The 18,188-nt window shown below is 28.3% G+C and carries 19 protein-coding genes; 8 read left to right on the top strand and 11 right to left on the bottom strand.

Annotated features, from left to right (window positions below):
• Positions 1-22: 22 nt before the first annotated feature.
• Together L8X97_RS02275 and L8X97_RS02270 are read left to right on the top strand one after the other, a co-directional pair.
• A complete protein-coding gene (locus L8X97_RS02275) occupies positions 23-475 on the top strand; it encodes a methylated-DNA--[protein]-cysteine S-methyltransferase (RefSeq protein WP_263660973.1) in 453 nt (150 codons plus the stop codon).
• 1 nt (position 476) lies between these two features.
• On the top strand, positions 477-1,355 hold the full coding sequence (locus tag L8X97_RS02270; protein WP_263660096.1) for an EamA family transporter: 879 nt from the start codon (positions 477-479) through the stop codon (positions 1,353-1,355).
• On the opposite strand, the gene truA is transcribed toward L8X97_RS02270, so the two are convergent.
• From truA to glmU, 7 genes are read right to left on the bottom strand one after another with little or no spacing between them, the layout of a single operon-like run.
• Positions 1,309-2,043 carry a tRNA pseudouridine(38-40) synthase TruA gene (gene truA / locus L8X97_RS02265; protein WP_263662529.1) on the bottom strand — a complete coding sequence of 245 codons (735 nt, stop codon included), beginning with the start codon at positions 2,041-2,043 and terminating at the stop codon, positions 1,309-1,311. The two genes, L8X97_RS02270 and truA, sit on opposite strands and share 47 nt — an antisense overlap.
• Positions 2,043-3,068, bottom strand: coding sequence for an LptF/LptG family permease (locus tag L8X97_RS02260; protein WP_214100351.1), 1,026 nt, complete (start codon positions 3,066-3,068; stop codon positions 2,043-2,045). Before L8X97_RS02260 ends, truA begins: the two co-directional genes overlap by 1 nt.
• Positions 3,065-3,814, bottom strand: coding sequence for a prepilin peptidase (locus L8X97_RS02255; RefSeq protein ID WP_263662528.1), 750 nt, complete (start codon positions 3,812-3,814; stop codon positions 3,065-3,067). The genes L8X97_RS02260 and L8X97_RS02255 overlap by 4 nt, the downstream gene beginning before the upstream one ends.
• A complete protein-coding gene (gene uppS / locus L8X97_RS02250; protein WP_263662527.1) occupies positions 3,811-4,479 on the bottom strand; it encodes a polyprenyl diphosphate synthase in 669 nt (222 codons plus the stop codon). Before uppS ends, L8X97_RS02255 begins: the two co-directional genes overlap by 4 nt.
• 1 nt (position 4,480) lies before the next feature.
• Complete coding sequence (locus L8X97_RS02245) at positions 4,481-5,101, bottom strand: hypothetical protein (protein WP_165955253.1); 621 nt, start codon at positions 5,099-5,101, stop codon at positions 4,481-4,483.
• The gene (gene coaBC / locus L8X97_RS02240) at positions 5,098-6,261 is read right to left on the bottom strand and encodes a bifunctional phosphopantothenoylcysteine decarboxylase/phosphopantothenate--cysteine ligase CoaBC (RefSeq protein WP_263662526.1); all 1,164 of its coding nucleotides are present in this window, start codon (positions 6,259-6,261) and stop codon (positions 5,098-5,100) included. The genes L8X97_RS02245 and coaBC overlap by 4 nt, the downstream gene beginning before the upstream one ends.
• Positions 6,258-7,550 (bottom strand): bifunctional UDP-N-acetylglucosamine diphosphorylase/glucosamine-1-phosphate N-acetyltransferase GlmU, encoded by a 1,293-nt coding sequence (gene glmU / locus L8X97_RS02235; RefSeq protein ID WP_263662524.1) that lies wholly within the window; start codon positions 7,548-7,550, stop codon positions 6,258-6,260. Before glmU ends, coaBC begins: the two co-directional genes overlap by 4 nt.
• 162 nt (positions 7,551-7,712) lie before the next feature.
• Here glmU and L8X97_RS02230 point away from each other — a divergent pair, with 162 nt between their 5' ends.
• The 6 genes from L8X97_RS02230 (at position 7,713) to L8X97_RS02205 (ending at position 15,700) form a co-directional block, all read left to right on the top strand.
• The gene (locus tag L8X97_RS02230) at positions 7,713-7,847 is read left to right on the top strand and encodes a hypothetical protein (RefSeq protein WP_263662523.1); all 135 of its coding nucleotides are present in this window, start codon (positions 7,713-7,715) and stop codon (positions 7,845-7,847) included.
• 390 nt (positions 7,848-8,237) lie between these two features.
• Positions 8,238-10,037, top strand: coding sequence for an autotransporter outer membrane beta-barrel domain-containing protein (locus L8X97_RS02225; protein WP_263662522.1), 1,800 nt, complete (start codon positions 8,238-8,240; stop codon positions 10,035-10,037).
• A gap of 145 nt (positions 10,038-10,182) precedes the next feature.
• Positions 10,183-10,917 carry a flagellar type III secretion system pore protein FliP gene (gene fliP, locus L8X97_RS02220; RefSeq protein WP_133318758.1) on the top strand — a complete coding sequence of 245 codons (735 nt, stop codon included), beginning with the start codon at positions 10,183-10,185 and terminating at the stop codon, positions 10,915-10,917.
• 65 nt (positions 10,918-10,982) lie between these two features.
• Positions 10,983-12,731, top strand: a complete 1,749-nt coding sequence (locus tag L8X97_RS02215; RefSeq protein WP_263662521.1) for a bifunctional anthranilate synthase component I family protein/class IV aminotransferase — start codon at positions 10,983-10,985, stop codon at positions 12,729-12,731.
• The gene (locus tag L8X97_RS02210) at positions 12,728-13,294 is read left to right on the top strand and encodes an anthranilate synthase component II (RefSeq protein ID WP_263662520.1); all 567 of its coding nucleotides are present in this window, start codon (positions 12,728-12,730) and stop codon (positions 13,292-13,294) included. The genes L8X97_RS02215 and L8X97_RS02210 overlap by 4 nt, the downstream gene beginning before the upstream one ends.
• A 93-nt stretch (positions 13,295-13,387) precedes the next feature.
• Entirely contained in the window at positions 13,388-15,700 is a 2,313-nt protein-coding gene (locus L8X97_RS02205; protein ID WP_263662519.1) for an autotransporter outer membrane beta-barrel domain-containing protein, read from the top strand.
• A 52-nt stretch (positions 15,701-15,752) separates the two neighbouring features.
• Here L8X97_RS02205 and L8X97_RS02200 read toward each other — a convergent pair whose 3' ends face one another.
• The 4 genes from L8X97_RS02200 to rplS are packed head-to-tail and all read right to left on the bottom strand — an operon-like array spanning position 15,753 to position 18,181.
• Positions 15,753-16,082, bottom strand: coding sequence for an ArsC/Spx/MgsR family protein (locus L8X97_RS02200; RefSeq protein ID WP_263660983.1), 330 nt, complete (start codon positions 16,080-16,082; stop codon positions 15,753-15,755).
• Positions 16,076-17,416: a class II 3-deoxy-7-phosphoheptulonate synthase gene (locus L8X97_RS02195; protein ID WP_263662518.1), complete on the bottom strand. Its 1,341-nt coding sequence runs from the start codon at positions 17,414-17,416 to the stop codon at positions 16,076-16,078. Before L8X97_RS02195 ends, L8X97_RS02200 begins: the two co-directional genes overlap by 7 nt.
• Positions 17,417-17,469: 53 nt before the next feature.
• Entirely contained in the window at positions 17,470-17,823 is a 354-nt protein-coding gene (locus L8X97_RS02190; protein ID WP_243705616.1) for a cupin domain-containing protein, read from the bottom strand.
• A gap of 1 nt (position 17,824) precedes the next feature.
• Complete coding sequence (gene rplS / locus L8X97_RS02185) at positions 17,825-18,181, bottom strand: 50S ribosomal protein L19 (protein ID WP_012661698.1); 357 nt, start codon at positions 18,179-18,181, stop codon at positions 17,825-17,827.
• Between the last annotated feature and the right edge of the window lie 7 nt (positions 18,182-18,188).

The raw sequence follows: 18,188 nt of genomic DNA, 5'->3' as shown, positions 1-18,188 counted from the left end.
ATTATTTTAAAATGAGGAAAAAATGTATCAAAGTTTTTACAAAGCTAGTTTTGCTTATATTCTTTTGCAGAGCAATGAAAATAAACTTATCAATGTTGATTTTATAACATATAAGCCCAATTTTACCAAAGATAAACACACTATTTTAGAACAAGCCTTAGAAGAGTTAGACCTTTATTTTAATAAAAAACTTTTTTTCTTTAATACACCCCTAGCTCTTCAGGGGAGCGAATTTGAGCAAAAAGTATATAAAGCTTTAATTAAAATTCCCTATGGACAAACTAAAACCTATCAAGAAATTGCTTCTTTTGTCAATCATCCAAAAGCTTTTAGAGCGGTAGGTAATGCAAATTCTAAAAACAAACTTGCAATTTTTATACCTTGTCATAGAGTGGTAGCTAAAAATCACTTAGGCGGATACAATGGTGGTTTATTCATCAAAGAAGCTTTACTTAAATTAGAAGGTGTGCTTTAAAATGCCAAGTTTATTACTAGCAAGTTTTATTTGGGCTTTTTCTTTTCCATTAATTGGGCATTTTATAACCTTAGAAATGGATAGTTTTTTTGCTGCATTTGCAAAAGTTTTTTTGTCTTTATTAGTATTTTTACCTTTTTTAAATTTTAAGCTGAATTTGCATTTAAAACTAAAACTCATAAGCATTGGAGCTTTACAACTTGGTGTGATGAATTTATTTTATTATCATTCTTTTTTATATTTAAGTGTAAGCGAAGTGGCACTTTTTACGATTTTTACACCTTTTTATGTTGTACTTTTTTATGGGCTTTTTTCAAAAAATCTTAGATATTTATATTTTATAAGTATTTTTATATGTATTGTAGGTGCTTTTGTAGTTAAATTTGATAATATTAACTCTAATTTTTTATATGGATTTTTACTTATTCAAGGGGCTAATTTAGTATTTGGAGCTGGACAAAGTTTTTATAAAATTTTATTAGAAAAAAATACAAACTTAAATCAAAAAGAAGCTTTCGCTTATTTTTATTTAGGCGCAACTAGTATAACCCTACCTGCTTTTTTATTTTTTGGAGATTATAATAATTTACCATCCAATTTAAGTTCTTGGATAGCTTTGATTTATCTTGGGACTATTGCTTCAGGATTTGGATATTTTTTATGGAACAAAGGCTCCACTGAAGTAGATAGCGGGGTTTTAGCTTTGATGAATAATGCTATTATACCTATAAGTATTTTTATCAATATGAGTATTTTTGGAGTAGATGTAGAGCTACTACCTTTTTGCATAGGGACCTTGATCATTCTTTTTTCATTTTTTATACATAAAAAAATCATGCATTATTATAATAAGAAATCTTACTCAAATACAAACCACTAGCAGGAGCTAAAAATCTACAATGAGCTTTTTTGGCATTGATTTGATCTAAAAGCTCATTTTTGCTCATTTTTCCTTCTAATACTTTTAAAATACTTGCCATCATCATTCTAATTTGAGATCTTAAAAAACCATTTGCTTCAAAATAAAACACAGTGTAATTTTTATAAGCATAAACTCTAGTTTTATACATTTTTCTTATACTTGTTTTATTATCAGAGCCTTCTTTTTGAAAGAGTTTAAAATTATGCTCTCCTTCAAATAAAAAAGCAATTTCCTTGGCTAATTTAATATTTATTTTTGGATAAAAATACACATATGAGGCTAAAAAGGGATTATATTTTCCATGACTTATAATATAGCGATATGCTCTTTTTTGCACATCAAAACGCACTTGGAAATTTTCTTGCATTCCTTGGATATACTTTATATGTATAAATGGGTGTGTAAAATGATTGATTTTATTTTTTAAATATACAAAATCTTTAAAATGTTCTCCTGCTTTTACACAAGCGACTGCATTAAATGCATGCACACCTTTATCAGTTCTTGAAGCAAATAAAGGCTTTTCATAAATGCCCAAATGCGACAAGGCCTGCGCTAAGGTATCTTGGACACTAAGCTTATGTGGTTGGGTGGCTGAACCTTGAAATTTAGAGCCATCATAAGAAAAAGTTAATTTTAAAAGCATTAATACTTACTTGCAATTTTTGCTTTAAAATAAAACAAAGAAGTAATTAAAAAGCTTGAAAAAATCACAGCAATAGCTACAAAAGGAGGATTATAAAAACTAATCAAAAGCGTAAAATAAGCAAAAATAATCACAAAAATTCCAAAATAAGCAAAACCTTTTTCATAACGATAAGTTACTATACCAAAAGAGAGTGCAAAAAGCACGCTAGCTAAAGGAAATAAAGCTATAAGAATATAAATAACAAATTCTTTTGCTTTTTCTTTATTGCTTGTTACATCAGACCAATACCCATAAAAACTTTGAGTATTTAATTCTTTAGAAGAAAGTTTACTTTTAATTAATAAATTTTTAAAACTAGAAATATGCCAATCTTCTTCTTTAATCTCATAAGCTTTTCCTTCATCTAGCTTAAAAGTAATAACACCATCATTTGTTTCTAACTTTCCTTCTTTGGCTAAAATCACTTGTTCTTTATCTTGTGGGTTTTTCTTTGGATGATACATTATGATATTTTTATAAGTTTCATCAGAATTTTTGGCATCGATAAAAACAAGCCATTCTCCATATCTTTGTCCAAATTCCCCTGTTTTTATACTTACTTTAGCACTAATTTTTTTATAATCTACAAAATTATCAAAAAGTTCAAAAGATATAGGTATAAAAACCAAAACCACCACAAGCATAAAAGCACTTACCAAAGCTGCAATTTTTGCAAAAAAACTTGCTATCATGCTTGGAGCTATACTCAAAGCAAATAACACTGTGCTTTCATTTTCCCTAGAAAGTCTATAAAAGGCCAAAGTCAAAGCTATGAAAAAAGATATGGGTAGAGTAAAAATTAATATCTTTGGTAAAAGAAAAATATATAATTTGATTAATTCAAAAAAAGTAATTTCAATATAAGCAGTAATTTTAGCAAGTTGTATAAAAAAAATAATCGAAACAATAATAAATAAAGTAAAAAATAAAGATAACATTGTACTTAAAAACTGATTAAGCAAATACTTATAAACTAGTTTCATAATATACTTTCTACACTTAGATTAATCAAAATTCCACAAAATAAAAAAGGAATCATAGGCATTTGATAATCTTTCTTGGCTATTTTTATAAACATCAAAAGACTTAAAAAACTTGCAATAAATAAAATCAAAAAGCCTTTTTCATAGCCAAAAATTCCAAAAATCAAAGCTATTATTATAACATCACCTTCCCCTAAACTTTCTAAAATTTCATCTCTTTTTTTAAAATTTTTAATAAAATTAATCACACTTTTTAGTATAAAAATTAACCCCGCTCCAAAACACACTCTAAATAAAAAGCTATCTTGAAAATCCTCTAAATTTAAACCATTTTGCAAAAAATCAAAACAAAAAGCTAAAATAAATAAAATCCAAAGCCAAAGCTCACTCACTGCTTTTAGATAATAATCCATCCAAGAAAGTGCTAATAATACAGCTAGCATACAAGCAAAAATTAAAATTTGAAAAACATCTTCAATTAAATAAAAAGCAAAGACAAACAAACACGCACAAATAAATTCATTAAAAGGATAAATCAAAGAAATTCTTTCCTTACAAAAAGCACATTTGCCTTTTAAAAATACAAAAGATAACAAAGGAAAAAGATGATAAAATTTCAAAGTTTTAAAACACTTAGGACATTTTGATCTTGGACTTATTATGCTTTCTTTATTAATCGTTCTTAAAATCAAAACATTGACAAAAGAACCCACACAAAGCCCTAGTAATAAAAATAAAAATATCATTTACCAAAGGTTCTTTTGCGTTTTTTAAACTCAGTAATGATATTTGTGATTTCTTTTTTAGTAAGTGCAGGAAATAAGGTTTGACTAAAATAAATTTCTGCATAACTTGATTGCCATAATAAAAAATTTGAAATTCTTTTAGCGCTCCCTACCCTTAAAAACAAATCCACATCTTCACTTAAGTCAAGATTAGCTTGTATATTTGCTTCATTAATTTCAAGATTTTTTTCAATCACCTTTTTAACCGCTCTAACTATTTCATCCTTGCTTCCATAAGAAATAGCTAAATTTACGCATAATTTTGTGTAATTTTTAGTTTGTTCTTGAAAATTTTGTATTTTTTTTAAGGTTAATTCATCTAAAAGACTTAAATTTCCTATGGCTTTAAAACGCACTTCATTAGCTATAAATTTATTTAAAGATTCATCAAGATATTTATTTAACAGCTTAAAAAGAAACTCCACTTCTTCTTTTGGTCTTTGCCAATTTTCTGTACTAAAAGCATAAAGGGTTAGATTTTGAATTTTTTCATCTATACATACTTCTATAATTTTTTCAACAACTTTAGCACCTTGACTATAACCAATTTTTTCTAAAAGTCCATTTTTTCTAGCCCATCTTCTATTGCCATCCATTACTACAGCAAGATGCTTTAACTCATTCATTCTATCCCTTTATATCCATCAATCTTTTAAAAACAAACATAGGATTGAGCGTATTAACTACTTCAAATTTAAAATACTCGTTTAAAAAATGTGCTACTTTGGCAAAAGGTGTTTGTATGCGTATGATTTTACCATTATCAATTATAATTTTTAAAGCACCAAAAATTTCAAAATACAAATACACCTCTAAAATATTTCCATTTTTCTTAGCTTCAAATAAAGCTCTATTTCCCTCATAAACAAAAGGTATATGATAAATTCCTTCAAAAAATGCAAAAAACATTTCCTTATAAATTTCAAACTCATATGCGCTTTTGCTTTCCATAAGTCTTTGGATAATGAATTTTTTATACCAAGCTTTTTCATCACCTTCTTGTAAAAGCTTTTCTATAAGTTCAGCACCTTCTTCAAAAAGTCTAATTTTAGGCTTTTTCAAAAGATTTTTAAAAGAAATCACGCCTTTGTCTTCATAAACTTCAGCTAAATACTCCTCCCCTACTTCAAGCTCTATCAAACTTTTTGTTTCAAGTTTTTTAGTGTTTAAAAGCAATACATAGCGATTATATGCGCGTTTTTCTAAAATTTGCATTCTTACAGGTAAGGTTGAGTTGATGATATTCACCAAAGTTTCCTTAATTCTTGTGCTAAAATAAAACCAAGTTTTTCTTTGCTTTGTTTAGAACTTTGAGAGATACTATCTTTAGTGATAAAACAAATGCTATTTTCATCACTTCCAAAGTTCATTTGCTCATTTAAGACATTTAAACACACCATATCTAAATTTTTACTAACTAAAGATTTTTTAGCATTTTCTAAAGCATTTTGCTCATCAAATTCCATTTTAAAGCCTATTTTTTTGCCTTTAAAATCTAAATTTTTTAAGATATCCTCATTAAGCTTTAATTTTAAATCAAGTCCGTTTAAATGCTCATTTTTCTTAATCTTACCCTTATAAACCTCAAGAGTAAAATCACTCACAGCAGCAGCCATAATTAAAGCATCAAAATCTTTGTATTTTTGCAATTTTTCTTTTAGTTCTAAAGAAGATTCAAATTTTTCTAATTTATAAGGTGTTTTAAACCCTACTGAGCTAACTAACACCACCTTAGCACCTAAAAAATATAAAGCATCAGCAACCGCCTTTGCCATTTTTCCACTTGAAAAATTACTAATACATCTTACATCATCAATTTTTTCTTTAGTGCCACCACCACTTACAATAAAACTTTTATCTTTAAAAAAATCTTCTTGCATTAGACTTCTTTTTAAAGCATTTATAATACTATCAAGCTCAGCCAAAGCTCCTAAGCCTTCATCTTTACAAGCTAGAGTTTTAACTATAGGATCAATGATAATATAGCCTTGCTCTTTTAAATTTTTTAAAGAATTTTGAGTGCTAAAATGTAAATACATGTTTGTATTTGCAGCGGGTGCGATTAAAAATGGTTTATTTTTATCTACTGCTATTAAAGTTTGAATAAATAAATTATCTGCTATACCATAGTTTAATTTATTAATAGAATTTATACTAGCAGGCGCAAAAAGTACACAATCGCAAGTCTTGCTAAAAGCTATATGATTATTAGTATTTTGCCAACTTTCATTATCTTCACATAAAACTTCATCCGCTAAAGCTTCAAAGCTAAGCTTAGTGCCAAATTTTAAAACTCCCAAACTTAGTAAAACTTTAACCCTAAAACCTTCTTTTTTTAATAAAGAAATAAGCTCATAAGCTTTATAAAAGGCTATGCTTCCACTTACTGCTAGTAAGATTGTTTTCATTTTTTACCTAGTTTTTTATAGTAAAAATCTTCTATAATTTGCGTCTTTGCTCTATTAATATACAAAGAGCCTTTTTCTACATCCTTACACACAGTGCTTCCTGCTGCGATGATTACCTCATCTTTTATCTCAACCGGAGCGATAAATTGCGTATCTGAACCCACAAAAACATTTTTACCTATTTTGGTCTTATGCTTTTTAACCCCATCATAATTACAAGTAATAGTGCCACAACCTATATTAGTTCCCTCATCTATCTCACAATCCCCTAAATAACTCAAATGCCCTGCTTTAACTCCATTTAATAAAGCATTTTTACATTCTACGAAATTTCCTATATGGGTATTTTTAAGCTGGCATTTTGGACGCAAATGCGCTAAAGGCCCTACATCGCTATTTTCTACTATACTATCTTCAATCACACTTGAACTTTTGATGATAGAATTAATGATTTTTGATTTTCCCTCTATACGCACATTTTCATACACTTCACACTCACCTACAAACTCAACTTCATCTGAAATAAAAGTTGTCGCAGGCATGTGAAAAATCACTCCTTGCTTCATCCATTCTTTTTTAATCGCTTCTTGCATAAGATCTTGAGCTAGGCAAAGCTCAATTTTATCATTTACCCCCATAAAATCTTGCTCATTTACAAACACCGCATCGATTTCATAGCCCTTTTCTTTTGCTAAATAAACCGCATCGGTTAAATAATACTCTTTAGCTTTATTATCATTTTTTATCAAAGGCAATACTTCTTTTAAAATTTGTGCTTTTATAGCATAAACACCACTATTGCAAATGTTTATAGCAAGTTCTTCTTTGCTTGCATCTTTTGTTTCTACTATTTTTTGAATTTTATTTTCTTTTAAAACTATTCTTCCATAACTTTTTGGATCTTTTGCCTCAAAAACTGCCACATTAAAATCACTCTCATTTAAAGCTATTTTTTCTAAATCATCTGCTTTAACTAAAGGCATATCGCCACATAAAATCAATACTTTTTCATGCTTACTCTCATAACCCCTTAAAGCCCCTGCAGTACCTGGAAAATTTTGCAAGTCTTGTTCTAAAAAGCGTGTATTTGGAAAATACTCTAAAATAACTTGTTCAACCTTTTCTTTTTGATGAGAAAGCACCACACATACATCATCACTAATTTTATATGCTTGTTTTAAAATATGTAAAATCATTGCTTTTGAGCAAATTTTTTGAAGCACTTTTGGATTTTGTGATTTCATACGCGTGCCAAGTCCAGCAGCCAAAATAAGCACAGAAATTTTCATAATTTACCTTTGTTTTAAAAATTATTGCTTATTTTAACAAGCTAAAGTAAAAATTCTTACTAGTTGTTATTTGTTTTTTACAGATTTTAATTTACTTTAAACTTAAATTTATGGGGGGGGGTATAATGCTTTTTTCAATTTAAATTTACAAGGAGTAATCAAATGAAACTTTCTTATTACACAAGTAAAGTTTTAATGGGAGTTAGCATTAGTGCTTTATTAAGCGGTGCTGCTTTAGCTCAAGAAATAAATCATGAAAATTTTTCTAGTTATTTTAGTTATAAAGATGGAATTTAGAGTTTAGATTCTAAACAAAACATAGAATTAAAAATAAGCCCTTCAGATATTCAATCATACTATGGTGGAGAAAATCATGATAAGCCTATAAATGAATTTAACATCAAAACAAGTGGCGTTTTAACCATAGGATCTGATTCAGACTGGATAGATGTAGGTAGCACTTCAACTAATGAAGCAAAATATGATTTATATAGTGTTAATTTAGAAGCAAAAGAAATCATTTTAAATTCTGATAGAGCTACCTTAGAAGCAAATAAAGCTTTTAATATAAAAGGAAATGTTACACTAAAAGGCAGCTCACCTATAACAAATGATAATATAAGCAACGAAGAACTTGATAGACCTAGTTTAGATGTATGGAATGGATATGGCGAAAAAGATGGCTATATGAGCATACAAGGAAATTTAAATGTAAATAATTCTTTTATTGGTATATTTGATGCAAATAAAAAAGGTGGCTTAATCTCTGTAGATGGAGATGTAAATATAAAAGATTCAGCTATAGGTATAAGCACAAATAGTGTTTCAAATTTAGGTATAAACAACTATGTAGCTATAAAAACTACAGGTAGTTTTAACCAAGATATAGATAAAAACTTAGTAACGGCACTATATACTAAAGATATAACAAGCATGCTTGAAACAAGCAATTTACTACCAAAAAATGTATTTTTTGAAGATACTGATTTGGCTCAATTTACAGATTATAAACTTAGTGTTTCTAATGATGGCAAAAGTCTTTTAATTAGCGGTGGTGCTAATGAAAATGTAAGAGATTTATCAAAAATATTAAAATCTGAAATTGATATTAGAAAAGAAGCCTTAGATACTTTTGAAGGCATAAAAAAAGATATAGAATATAACAAAAATTCTTATCAAAAACCAGGATATATTGGCGATGATGCTATGCTTGAAGCCATAGCACAAGCAGAAAAAGAACTGCAAGAACAAATTAAAAAATTAGAACAACAAATCCAAGATATACAAAATAATGGTGGAAAATTTGATGGTGGTGATTTAGTTGAAAATATGAAAGATATTAGCTTAGAAAATAAAAATTTAGCTGTAAATATGCTAAATAGTATTTTAGATTCTAAACTTAGCAATGATGCTATCGCAGCACTCACTCTAGATACCACAGGAAAAAATCTAAACACACTTACCACAAATACAAAAGCAAGTGCAAAAGCTATAGTAAATAATGCTCAAAATTCTTCTGTTAATTCATCTATAGGTGTAGCAAATGACCTAGCAATTGGAACAAGAATAGCAAAACTTTCAAATCCTTATCAAGATAAAGCTTTAGTAGAAAAATTTGCTACAACCCATATAGCAGCACTAGCAAGCGATGTTTATAATTATTATGGAAATTCTTCATTTAATAATAGCTTTTGGGGTAATGTTTTTGGTGGTGCAAATATCATAGATGGAGATAGTGGTGCTTTATATGGATTTACACTAGGTGCTGATAGAAAAATCAATGATAATGCTTTGCTTGGTTTTTACTTTACTTATGCTGATTCAACTATCAAAGATGGAGTTATGGAACAAAAATCAGATAACTATCAATTTGGTATTTATTCTTTAATTAATCCAAACGATCAATGGGAAATTAATCTAAGAGCTTACGGGCAAATTTCTCCAACAGATCAAAGTGTTGTAATGTTAAATGATTCTAATAAGGCTGATTTTGATAGTAAATTCTTTGGTTTAAGTGCTAATGCCGGTAGAATTTTTAATCCAAATTCATCATCATTATTCATCAAGCCTTTTGCTGGTATAAATTACTACTACGCACACACTCCAAGTTATAAAGAAAGTGGTATGTTTGCAAAAGATGTTCAAAGTATGACAAATAATTCCATATCTTTAGAACTCGGTGCTGAATTTAGAAAATATATGAGCGAAACATCATATTTATTTATCACTCCAAAAATAGAACAATATGTAATGAATAATGGAGATGATTATATAGCTGGATTTGTTGGATCAAATTCAAATTTTATCATCAAAGGTAATGATAAGAAAAAAACTTATGGACAAATCATCATAGGTGGAAATGTAGATATTAACGAGCAATTTAGCCTAAATGCAGGTATTGGAGCTAAACAAATACTAGCTGGTAAAACAGATGGTAAAAATGAAACTTATGTAAGTGGTCAAGTAGGTTTTAAATACAAATTCTAAAAAAAATATTTTTTGAGAAACTCCTAAATGCTAGAGTTTTTCACTCTAGCATTTTAAAAATAAACCATTAATTCAATCATATAAATTGCATTTTTAAGAGTAAAATTGCTAAAATAATGCTTTTAATTTTAACCAAGGAAATATTTTGAGGGTTTTACTAGTTTTATTTTTATCAAGCCTAGCTCTTTTTGGCGCTGAAGCAACTATACCAACTGTAAATTTAAGCCTTAGTGCCCCAAATAGCCCTCAACAGCTCGTAACAACTTTAAATATAATTATAGTTTTAACTATACTAGCACTTGCTCCAACTATCATCTTTGTAATGACTTCATTTTTAAGACTTATAGTAGTTTTTTCTTTTCTAAGAACTGCTCTTGGCACACAAACCATGCCTCCAAATACTATCTTAGCGACACTAGCTTTGATTTTAACTTTTTTTATTATGGAACCTGTTGCTACAAAATCATACAATGAAGGCATAAAACCCTATATTGCTGAACAAATAGGCTATGAAGAAGCCTTTGCTAAAGGCGTTAAACCTTTTAAAGATTTCATGTTAAAAAATACCAGAGAAAAAGACTTAGCACTTTTTTATAGGATCAGAAATTTAGAAAATCCAAAAACCATAGATGATGTTCCTTTAACGGTTTTAGTGCCTGCTTTTATGATAAGTGAGCTTAAAACTGCTTTTGAAATAGGCTTTTTACTTTTCTTGCCATTTTTAGTTATTGATATGGTAGTAAGCTCAGTGCTAATGGCTATGGGTATGATGATGTTACCACCTGTTATGATTTCCATGCCTTTTAAATTGCTTATTTTTGTTTTGGTAGATGGATGGAATTTGCTTATACAAAATCTCGTCAAAAGCTTTTTAACTTAGCAATTTAGGGCAAAAATATGTGTATTATTAGCTTTATTTGTATTTTTCTAAATCAAAGATTTTAAATGGCATTTGCTATATTTGGAAAATACCTTTATGATAATCTTGCCTTCACTCTTAAAGCTCACACTCAAAAAGAAAGTAAAAAAGCTTTTAAAATCATAGAAAAATATAAAAATCAATATTATTTTTTAGGCTATATTCAATATGAATTCTATAAATATCTAGAAGATAAAAATTATAAAAGCAAAGAGCCTTTTTTATATTTTTTTGCTTTTAAATCAAAAAAAATCTTTACAAACGAAGAAAAAAATTTAGACTTTTATCCAAGTTTTTCATCCAATTTAAACCAAGAAAAGTATTTTGAAAACTTTGACAAAGTCAAAGAAGCCATAGCTAAAGGTCAAAGTTATCAAGTTAATCTTACTCAAGAACTACATTTACAATCAAATCTTAATGTGTATGAGAGTTTTTTAAGCCTTTATCCTAAGCAAAATACCCCCTATAAAGCTTATATGAAAAATGAATTTTTAGAATTGGCTTCATTTTCACCTGAACTTTTTTTTAAAATCAAAAATAAAAAAATCATCACAAAACCCATGAAAGGCACAATCAAACGCTCAAATAATCCAAAAGAAGATGAAAATCTAAAAAACTTTTTAAAATGCGATGAAAAAACTATTAGCGAAAATGTAATGATAGTTGATTTATTACGCAATGATATTTCAAAACTCATCAAAAAACATTCTTTAAAATGCAAACTTTTTAAGATTAAAACCTACCCTACCTTACACCAACTCATTTCAAAAATAAGTGGGAAATTAAAGCCAAAAAATGATTATTTTAAAATTTTCAAAGCCCTTTTTCCATGTGGATCTATCACAGGTGCACCCAAAATAGAAACTATTAAACTCATAGAAAATTTAGAGCAAAGAAAACGCGGGATTTATTGTGGAGCGATAGGCTTAATCCATAAAGATAAAGCAAAATTTAGCGTAGCCATACGCACTTTAGAGAAAAAAAATAATGATGATTTTTTAAGATATGGTGTAGGAAGCGGACTTGTGTGGGACTCACAAAAACAAGATGAATTTGAAGAATTAAAACTAAAAAGTAAAATTTTAAAACCTAACTTTTATTTATTTGAAACAATGTATTATAAAAATCATTCTATTTTATTTTTCAAAGAACATTTGACAAGAATTTTAAACTCAGCTAATTTTTTTGGCTTTGATACTCAAAGATTAAAACATGATTTTAAAAATATACTAGAGAGTAAAGATAAAAAATTCCATTTTAAATCTTTACAAAATTTTAACAATTTTGTTTTCAATCATCATCATTTTTTTACAAAAAGTAATTTTGCTCAAAAAGGCTCAAAGACTATTAAATTAAAACTTTTTGAAAATGGCCTTTATGAGTTTGATTTTAGCAACATACAAGAAAATTCAAGCAAAAAACTACTCATAAGTAAAGACATCATAAAAGTAAATCTTTTAACACACCATAAAACTTCTCTGCGTAGTTTATATGAGACAAATTCTCATCTATGGAAAGAAAATATTTGCTATGACATAGTTTTTTTTGATGAAAAAGGCATACTTTGTGAGGGTTCAAGAAGTAACATTATTATAAATTTAAATGATGAGTATTTTACCCCTTATGCTAAAAACTGCCTAAATGGTATTTATAGACAAACACTCTTAAAACACAAGCTCATCAAAGAAAAAGATATCACTAAAGATGAGCTTTTAAATGCTAAAGAAATTTATGCTATTAATTCTTTAAGAGGCTTAAAAAAGGTATTTTTGTGAAAGTTTTGATTATAGATAATTATGATTCTTTTACCTACACCATAGCCTTTTATTTAAAGGAATTAAATATTGCTTATAAAATTATTAAAAACGATAAATTTAAAAATCCAAAAAAGCTTAAAAAATATGATTTTACCCATCTTCTAATCTCCCCTGGACCAAATTCTCCAAAAGAATCAAAGTTAAGTTTAAAAGCTATAAAATATTTTAAAAAAGATAAAAAAATTCTTGGAATTTGTCTAGGACACCAATGTATAGCACATGTTTTTGGTGGTAAAATTTCTAAACTTCCAAACCCAACTCATGGTAAGGTAAAAACTATAAAATTCAAACCAAACCCACTTTTTAAAAATCTTAAACAAAATTTTAAAATTTGTTTATATCACTCTCTTTATGTTAATCATATAGGTAAAAAATGTGAAATTTTAGCCCATAGTGAAGATAATATCATCATGGCTTTAAAACATAAAAAATACGATATTTATGGAGTTCAATTCCACCCTGAAGCCATACTGAGTCAAAATGGCAAAAAGCTACTTAAAAACTTTCTTACTTTGCAATAATCTAATATTTATATTTTTTTCATTTACTTTAAACTTAAATTTAGGGGGGGGGTATAATGCTTTTTTCAATTTAAATTTACAAGGAGTAATCAAATGAAACTTTCTTATTACACAAGTAAAGTTTTAATGGGAGTTAGCATTAGTGCTTTATTAAGCGGTGCTGCTTTAGCTCAAAATATTGACATACAATATACAGGTTTTGATCAAAATAATGCTAAGAATTATTTTAATGAAGAAACCAATGGAAATTTTACATTAAAAAATGAATACACCAATAATGATTTAACATTAAATATTAAAATATGGGATATTCCAAATGAATTATTAGAAAAAAACTCTCAATTATATGATAAAGCTGGTGTTAAAATTGACTTGGGAAATAACGATCTTACAATCAACAACATAGATATGCATTCTAACACTTCTACAGATGAAGATAAAGCTGCTTATATAGGAAATTTCAATATTAGTGCAAAAAATATTTATGCAAATGATATTATTTTTCAAGTATTACATAAAGAATCTGTTATCAATGGAAATATCTATTTACAGGGAAGTAAAGATGTTGATATAAAAAATATAGCTGGTGCTCATGATGATAGACGAGGTTCTACTATTTTAATAGGAAATGGTATAGCTGGAACAAGTGGCTCCTTAAGTATAAATGGAGATCTAAATGCAGATAAGACTGGTTTTGTTTATCAAAGTGATAATAGAAATCAAGTAGCTATAAAGGTTAATGGCAATGTTAATATCACAAATTCTATTTTTTCTGTGGGAACATCTAGCTTTAGCAATCTAAAATTAGATAACTTTACCTTTATACAAGCAGACAACTTCAATAAAAACATCATAGAAAATCAAATAACAGCTAGCCTTGGTAAAGATATTTATAGTGTTTTAGAAAATAAAGAAAAACTTGAAATAGATGAAACACTTGTGCATATATTAGATTTAAGTAAATTTGTTAATTACAACCTTTCTATTTCAAATGATGGAAAACATCTTTTAGTAAATGGAGGAGCCAATGATAATATAAACAATAACAAAATGATTTTAGAATCTGAAAAAGAATATTTATCTTATTTCAAAGAAAGACTAAAAGAAGAATTAGAAAGTGATAAATGTAATAATGATATAAAAAAATGTGAAAATATTTATAACGCACTTAATGAAATTAAAAATAAAATACAAAATATTAATGAAATTATAGCAAGCAATAGCAATGTTGGAAGTGGAGAAATCTCTAATGATGATTACATTAAAAACGATTCTAGTGTTTCAGCTTCTAACAAAGACTTTGTTTCTAAAATTTTAGATGGACTTGCACTCGGTAAAGATTTAAATGCAATAGGTAGTATTAAATTTGATAAAGTCGGAGAACAAGTAGCAAATGATATAAAAGATTCAGCTAAATCTATCTCAAATGTAAATCAAGCCTCATCAGGTATAAACTCGACTATCAATGTATCAAATGATGTATCTATAGGTTCTCGTGTAGCTATGTTAAATAATCCTTATGGAAATTACGCTACAAAATTATCTCAAATAAGATTTGCTACTAATGATTATAGAGGAAATTATGTTGATAATTATAATAACAGCATTTGGGGTAATGTAATAGGCGGTGCAAACATCATAGATGGAGATAGTGGTGCTTTATATGGAGCCACTATAGGTATGGATAGAAAAGTCAATGATGATGTTATTATTGGTGCTTATTTTACTTATGCAAACGCTGAAATAAAAGATAATCTTTTAACCCAAAAATCAGATAATTTCCAATTTGGTGCTTATTCTAATATCCATATAAGTCCAAAGGTAGAAGTTAATGTTAAGGCTTATGCTCAAATTTCTCCAACAGATCAAGATATTGTAAATAGAGGATTTAACACTACAAATAGTGCTGACTTTAATAGAAAATTCCTTGGTTTGAGTGCTAACATGGGATATATTTTTGATTTTAGTAATAATACCTTATTTATCAAACCTTTTGCCGGAGCAAACTACTACTATGCATATACCCCAAGCTATAAAGAAAATGGAATTGCAGGAAAAGATGTCAATAGCGCTAGCAATAATTCTATTTCTTTAGAACTTGGTGCTGAATTTAGAAAATATATGAGCGAAACATCGTATTTATTTATCACTCCAAAAATAGAACAATATGTAATGAATAATGGAGATGATTATGTAGCGAGTTTAAATGGAGTAGCGCTACCTAGCGTAAAAAGTGATGATAAGAAAAAAACTTATGGACAAATCATCATAGGTGGAAATGTAGATATTAACGAGCAATTTAGCCTAAATGCAGGTGTTGGAACTAAACAAATACTAGCTGGTAAAACAGATGGTAAAAATGAAACTTATGTAAGTGATCAAGTAGGTTTTAAATACAAATTCTAAAAAAATATTTTTTGAGAAACTCCTAAATGCTAGAGTTTTTCACTCTAGCATTTTAAAAACTCTCATACTCTTTAGCTATAAAAACTTCATCATCTTCTATAATTAATGGGCGTTTTATAAGCGTTGGGTTTTGCAAAATCATCACTTTAATTTCATCTTGGTTTAAATTTTGAAGTTTTTCTTTATTTAACCCTAATTTTCTAGCACTCATACCCGCTGTATTTACAAGCTCTAAAACACTCCTTTTGCTAAACCAAAAATTTAAAGTTTCTTCATCTAGCTTTTTAATGTCTAAAAATTCAAATTCAATTTGCTTAGAATTTAAATAATCCATGGCCTTTTTAACACTATTACAATTTTTAATACCATAAAATTTTAACATTTTCTTGCCTTTTTAACTAAGTCTGCTATGATAAATGCTAATTCTAAAGCTTGGTCAGCATTTAATCTTGGATCACATTGTGTTTCATAGCGTTTAGAAAGTTCTTCTTGAGTGATATTTAAAGAGCCTCCTACACATTCTGTTACATTTTGCCCTGTCATTTCCAAATGTACCCCACCAGGATACACTCCTTCACTCATAGCTATCTCAAAAAACGCACGCACTTCTTGAATAATTTTATCAAATTCTCTTGTTTTAAAATTACCTGATTTAACCGTATTTGCATGCATAGGATCTATGCTATAAAGTATATTAAACCCTTCTTGTTCTAACTCTTTAAATAATTTTGGCAAGGCATTTTCTATCTTATCACATCCCATACGGATGATGAAATTTAATCTTCCTGCTTCATTATGTGGATTTAAAATACTTGCTAGCTTTTTTATCTCACCTAAATCATAATTAGCGCTAAGCTTAACACCGAGTGGATTTTTTACTCCACTTAAAAAATGCACATGTGCTTCATCTGCTTTTCTAGTACGCTCGCCTATCCAAAGCATATGTGCTGAACAATCATAAATTTCCCCGCTTAAACTATCTACTCTAGTTAAAGCTTCTTCATAAGGCAAAAGCAAGGCTTCATGAGAAGTATAAAAGGCTGTTTGAGAAAGATTTGGGGTATCAGTGATACCACAAGCTTGCATAAAAGCTAAAGCTTGAGTGATTTTTTCACTAAGTTCATTATATTTTTTCCCAAGCTCTGCTTTTTTTAAAAAACCCAAATTCCACTTATGCACTACTCTTAAATCCGCTAAACCACCTCTTGAAAAAGCTCTTAATAAATTTAAAGTTGTAGCACTTTGATAATACGCTTCTAGCATTCTTTTAGGATCGGCTATTCTTGATTTTTCATTAAATTCAAAACCATTAATAATATCCCCACGATAACTTGGAAGTGTTACTCCATCTACTTCTTCAAAATCACTACTTCTTGGCTTTGCAAATTGTCCTGCAACACGCCCTACTTTAACAATAGGACAAGATCCTGCAAAAGTAAGTACTATGGCCATTTGAAGCATAACTTTAAACATATCTCTTATATTATCAGCACCAAAATTTACAAAACTCTCTGCGCAATCTCCTCCTTGGAGTAAAAATGCTTGAGAATTTACAACATTAGCAAGGGATTTTTTTAACTTATCTACCTCACCTGCAAAAACAAGTGGTGGTAATTTTTCTAATTTTTTAACAACATCTTGTAATTCATTTTCATCAGGATATTGCGGCTGTTGCTGAATTTTATAATTTTTCCAAGAATCTTTAGTCCATTTCATAGCTTAACTTCCTAATTTTAAGTAAGCTAAAATTATACAAAATGAGACTTAAATTAAGATTTCAAAACACTCTCAACGCGTTCAAGGCTATCTTGTTTATATAGAGTTAAACGCACTATAGAATCTTCTAGTGCTAAAAGATTATGAATTTCATTAGCTTTTAAACTAATGCTATCTAAAGATTTAAGTAGAATTTGCTGATTTAAAACTCCAAAATCAATAGAGCCTTTTAATACTTGTATAGTAATATCAAAAGGTGCTTTATGATCTTTCATAAAGCTATCCTTTGACATATTTATGCATATTTCCTTAGCATAAGCATTTTCTATTTTTTTAGATATATTTATGCCATTTTCAATTTCTTGTTCCCAAGAAATTACTTCATGCATTTGAGTTCTAAATTTCATTTTATTTTTTAAGTTCTTTAATACGAGCAGCCTTACCTCTTCTATCTCTTAAATAGAATAATCTAGCACGGCGTACACGACCTCTTCTTAATACTGTAATACTTTCTAAACTTTCACTATAAATAGGGAAAATTCTTTCAACACCTACATTATTAGCGCCTATTTTACGCACGATGAAAGTTTCATCTACACCATTTCCTCTACGCGCTATACAAATACCTTCAAAATTTTGAATTCTTGTTTTATCGCCTTCTTTAATGCGAATAGCAAGTCTTAAAGTATCTCCAGCACGAAATTCTGGAACATTTTTACCTTCAATTTGTTTTTGCTCAAATTGCTCAATGTATTTATTTTTCATAACGATA

Source organism: Campylobacter sp. CNRCH_2013_0671h (genome assembly GCF_025773055.1).
GTDB lineage: Bacteria > Campylobacterota > Campylobacteria > Campylobacterales > Campylobacteraceae > Campylobacter_D > Campylobacter_D lari_D.
Note: the sequence above shows the minus strand (reverse complement) of the source record. Positions and strands in the feature narration are given on the sequence as shown.

Bases quoted from the DNA above. Each gene is read 5' to 3' on its own strand.
- L8X97_RS02275 (WP_263660973.1), top strand. From the start codon at position 23: ATGTATCAAAGTTTTTACAAAGCTAGTTTTGCTTATATTCTTTTGCAG.
- L8X97_RS02270 (WP_263660096.1), top strand. From the start codon at position 477: ATGCCAAGTTTATTACTAGCAAGTTTTATTTGGGCTTTTTCTTTTCCA.
- truA (WP_263662529.1), bottom strand. From the start codon at position 2,043: ATGCTTTTAAAATTAACTTTTTCTTATGATGGCTCTAAATTTCAAGGT.
- L8X97_RS02260 (WP_214100351.1), bottom strand. From the start codon at position 3,068: ATGAAACTAGTTTATAAGTATTTGCTTAATCAGTTTTTAAGTACAATG.
- L8X97_RS02255 (WP_263662528.1), bottom strand. From the start codon at position 3,814: ATGATATTTTTATTTTTATTACTAGGGCTTTGTGTGGGTTCTTTTGTC.
- uppS (WP_263662527.1), bottom strand. From the start codon at position 4,479: ATGAATGAGTTAAAGCATCTTGCTGTAGTAATGGATGGCAATAGAAGA.
- coaBC (WP_263662526.1), bottom strand. From the start codon at position 6,261: ATGAAAACAATCTTACTAGCAGTAAGTGGAAGCATAGCCTTTTATAAA.
- glmU (WP_263662524.1), bottom strand. From the start codon at position 7,550: ATGAAAATTTCTGTGCTTATTTTGGCTGCTGGACTTGGCACGCGTATG.
- L8X97_RS02230 (WP_263662523.1), top strand. From the start codon at position 7,713: ATGAAACTTTCTTATTACACAAGTAAAGTTTTAATGGGAGTTAGCATT.
- L8X97_RS02225 (WP_263662522.1), top strand. From the start codon at position 8,238: ATGAGCATACAAGGAAATTTAAATGTAAATAATTCTTTTATTGGTATA.
- L8X97_RS02215 (WP_263662521.1), top strand. From the start codon at position 10,983: ATGGCATTTGCTATATTTGGAAAATACCTTTATGATAATCTTGCCTTC.
- L8X97_RS02205 (WP_263662519.1), top strand. From the start codon at position 13,388: ATGAAACTTTCTTATTACACAAGTAAAGTTTTAATGGGAGTTAGCATT.
- L8X97_RS02200 (WP_263660983.1), bottom strand. From the start codon at position 16,082: ATGTTAAAATTTTATGGTATTAAAAATTGTAATAGTGTTAAAAAGGCC.
- L8X97_RS02195 (WP_263662518.1), bottom strand. From the start codon at position 17,416: ATGAAATGGACTAAAGATTCTTGGAAAAATTATAAAATTCAGCAACAG.
- L8X97_RS02190 (WP_243705616.1), bottom strand. From the start codon at position 17,823: ATGAAATTTAGAACTCAAATGCATGAAGTAATTTCTTGGGAACAAGAA.
- rplS (WP_012661698.1), bottom strand. From the start codon at position 18,181: ATGAAAAATAAATACATTGAGCAATTTGAGCAAAAACAAATTGAAGGT.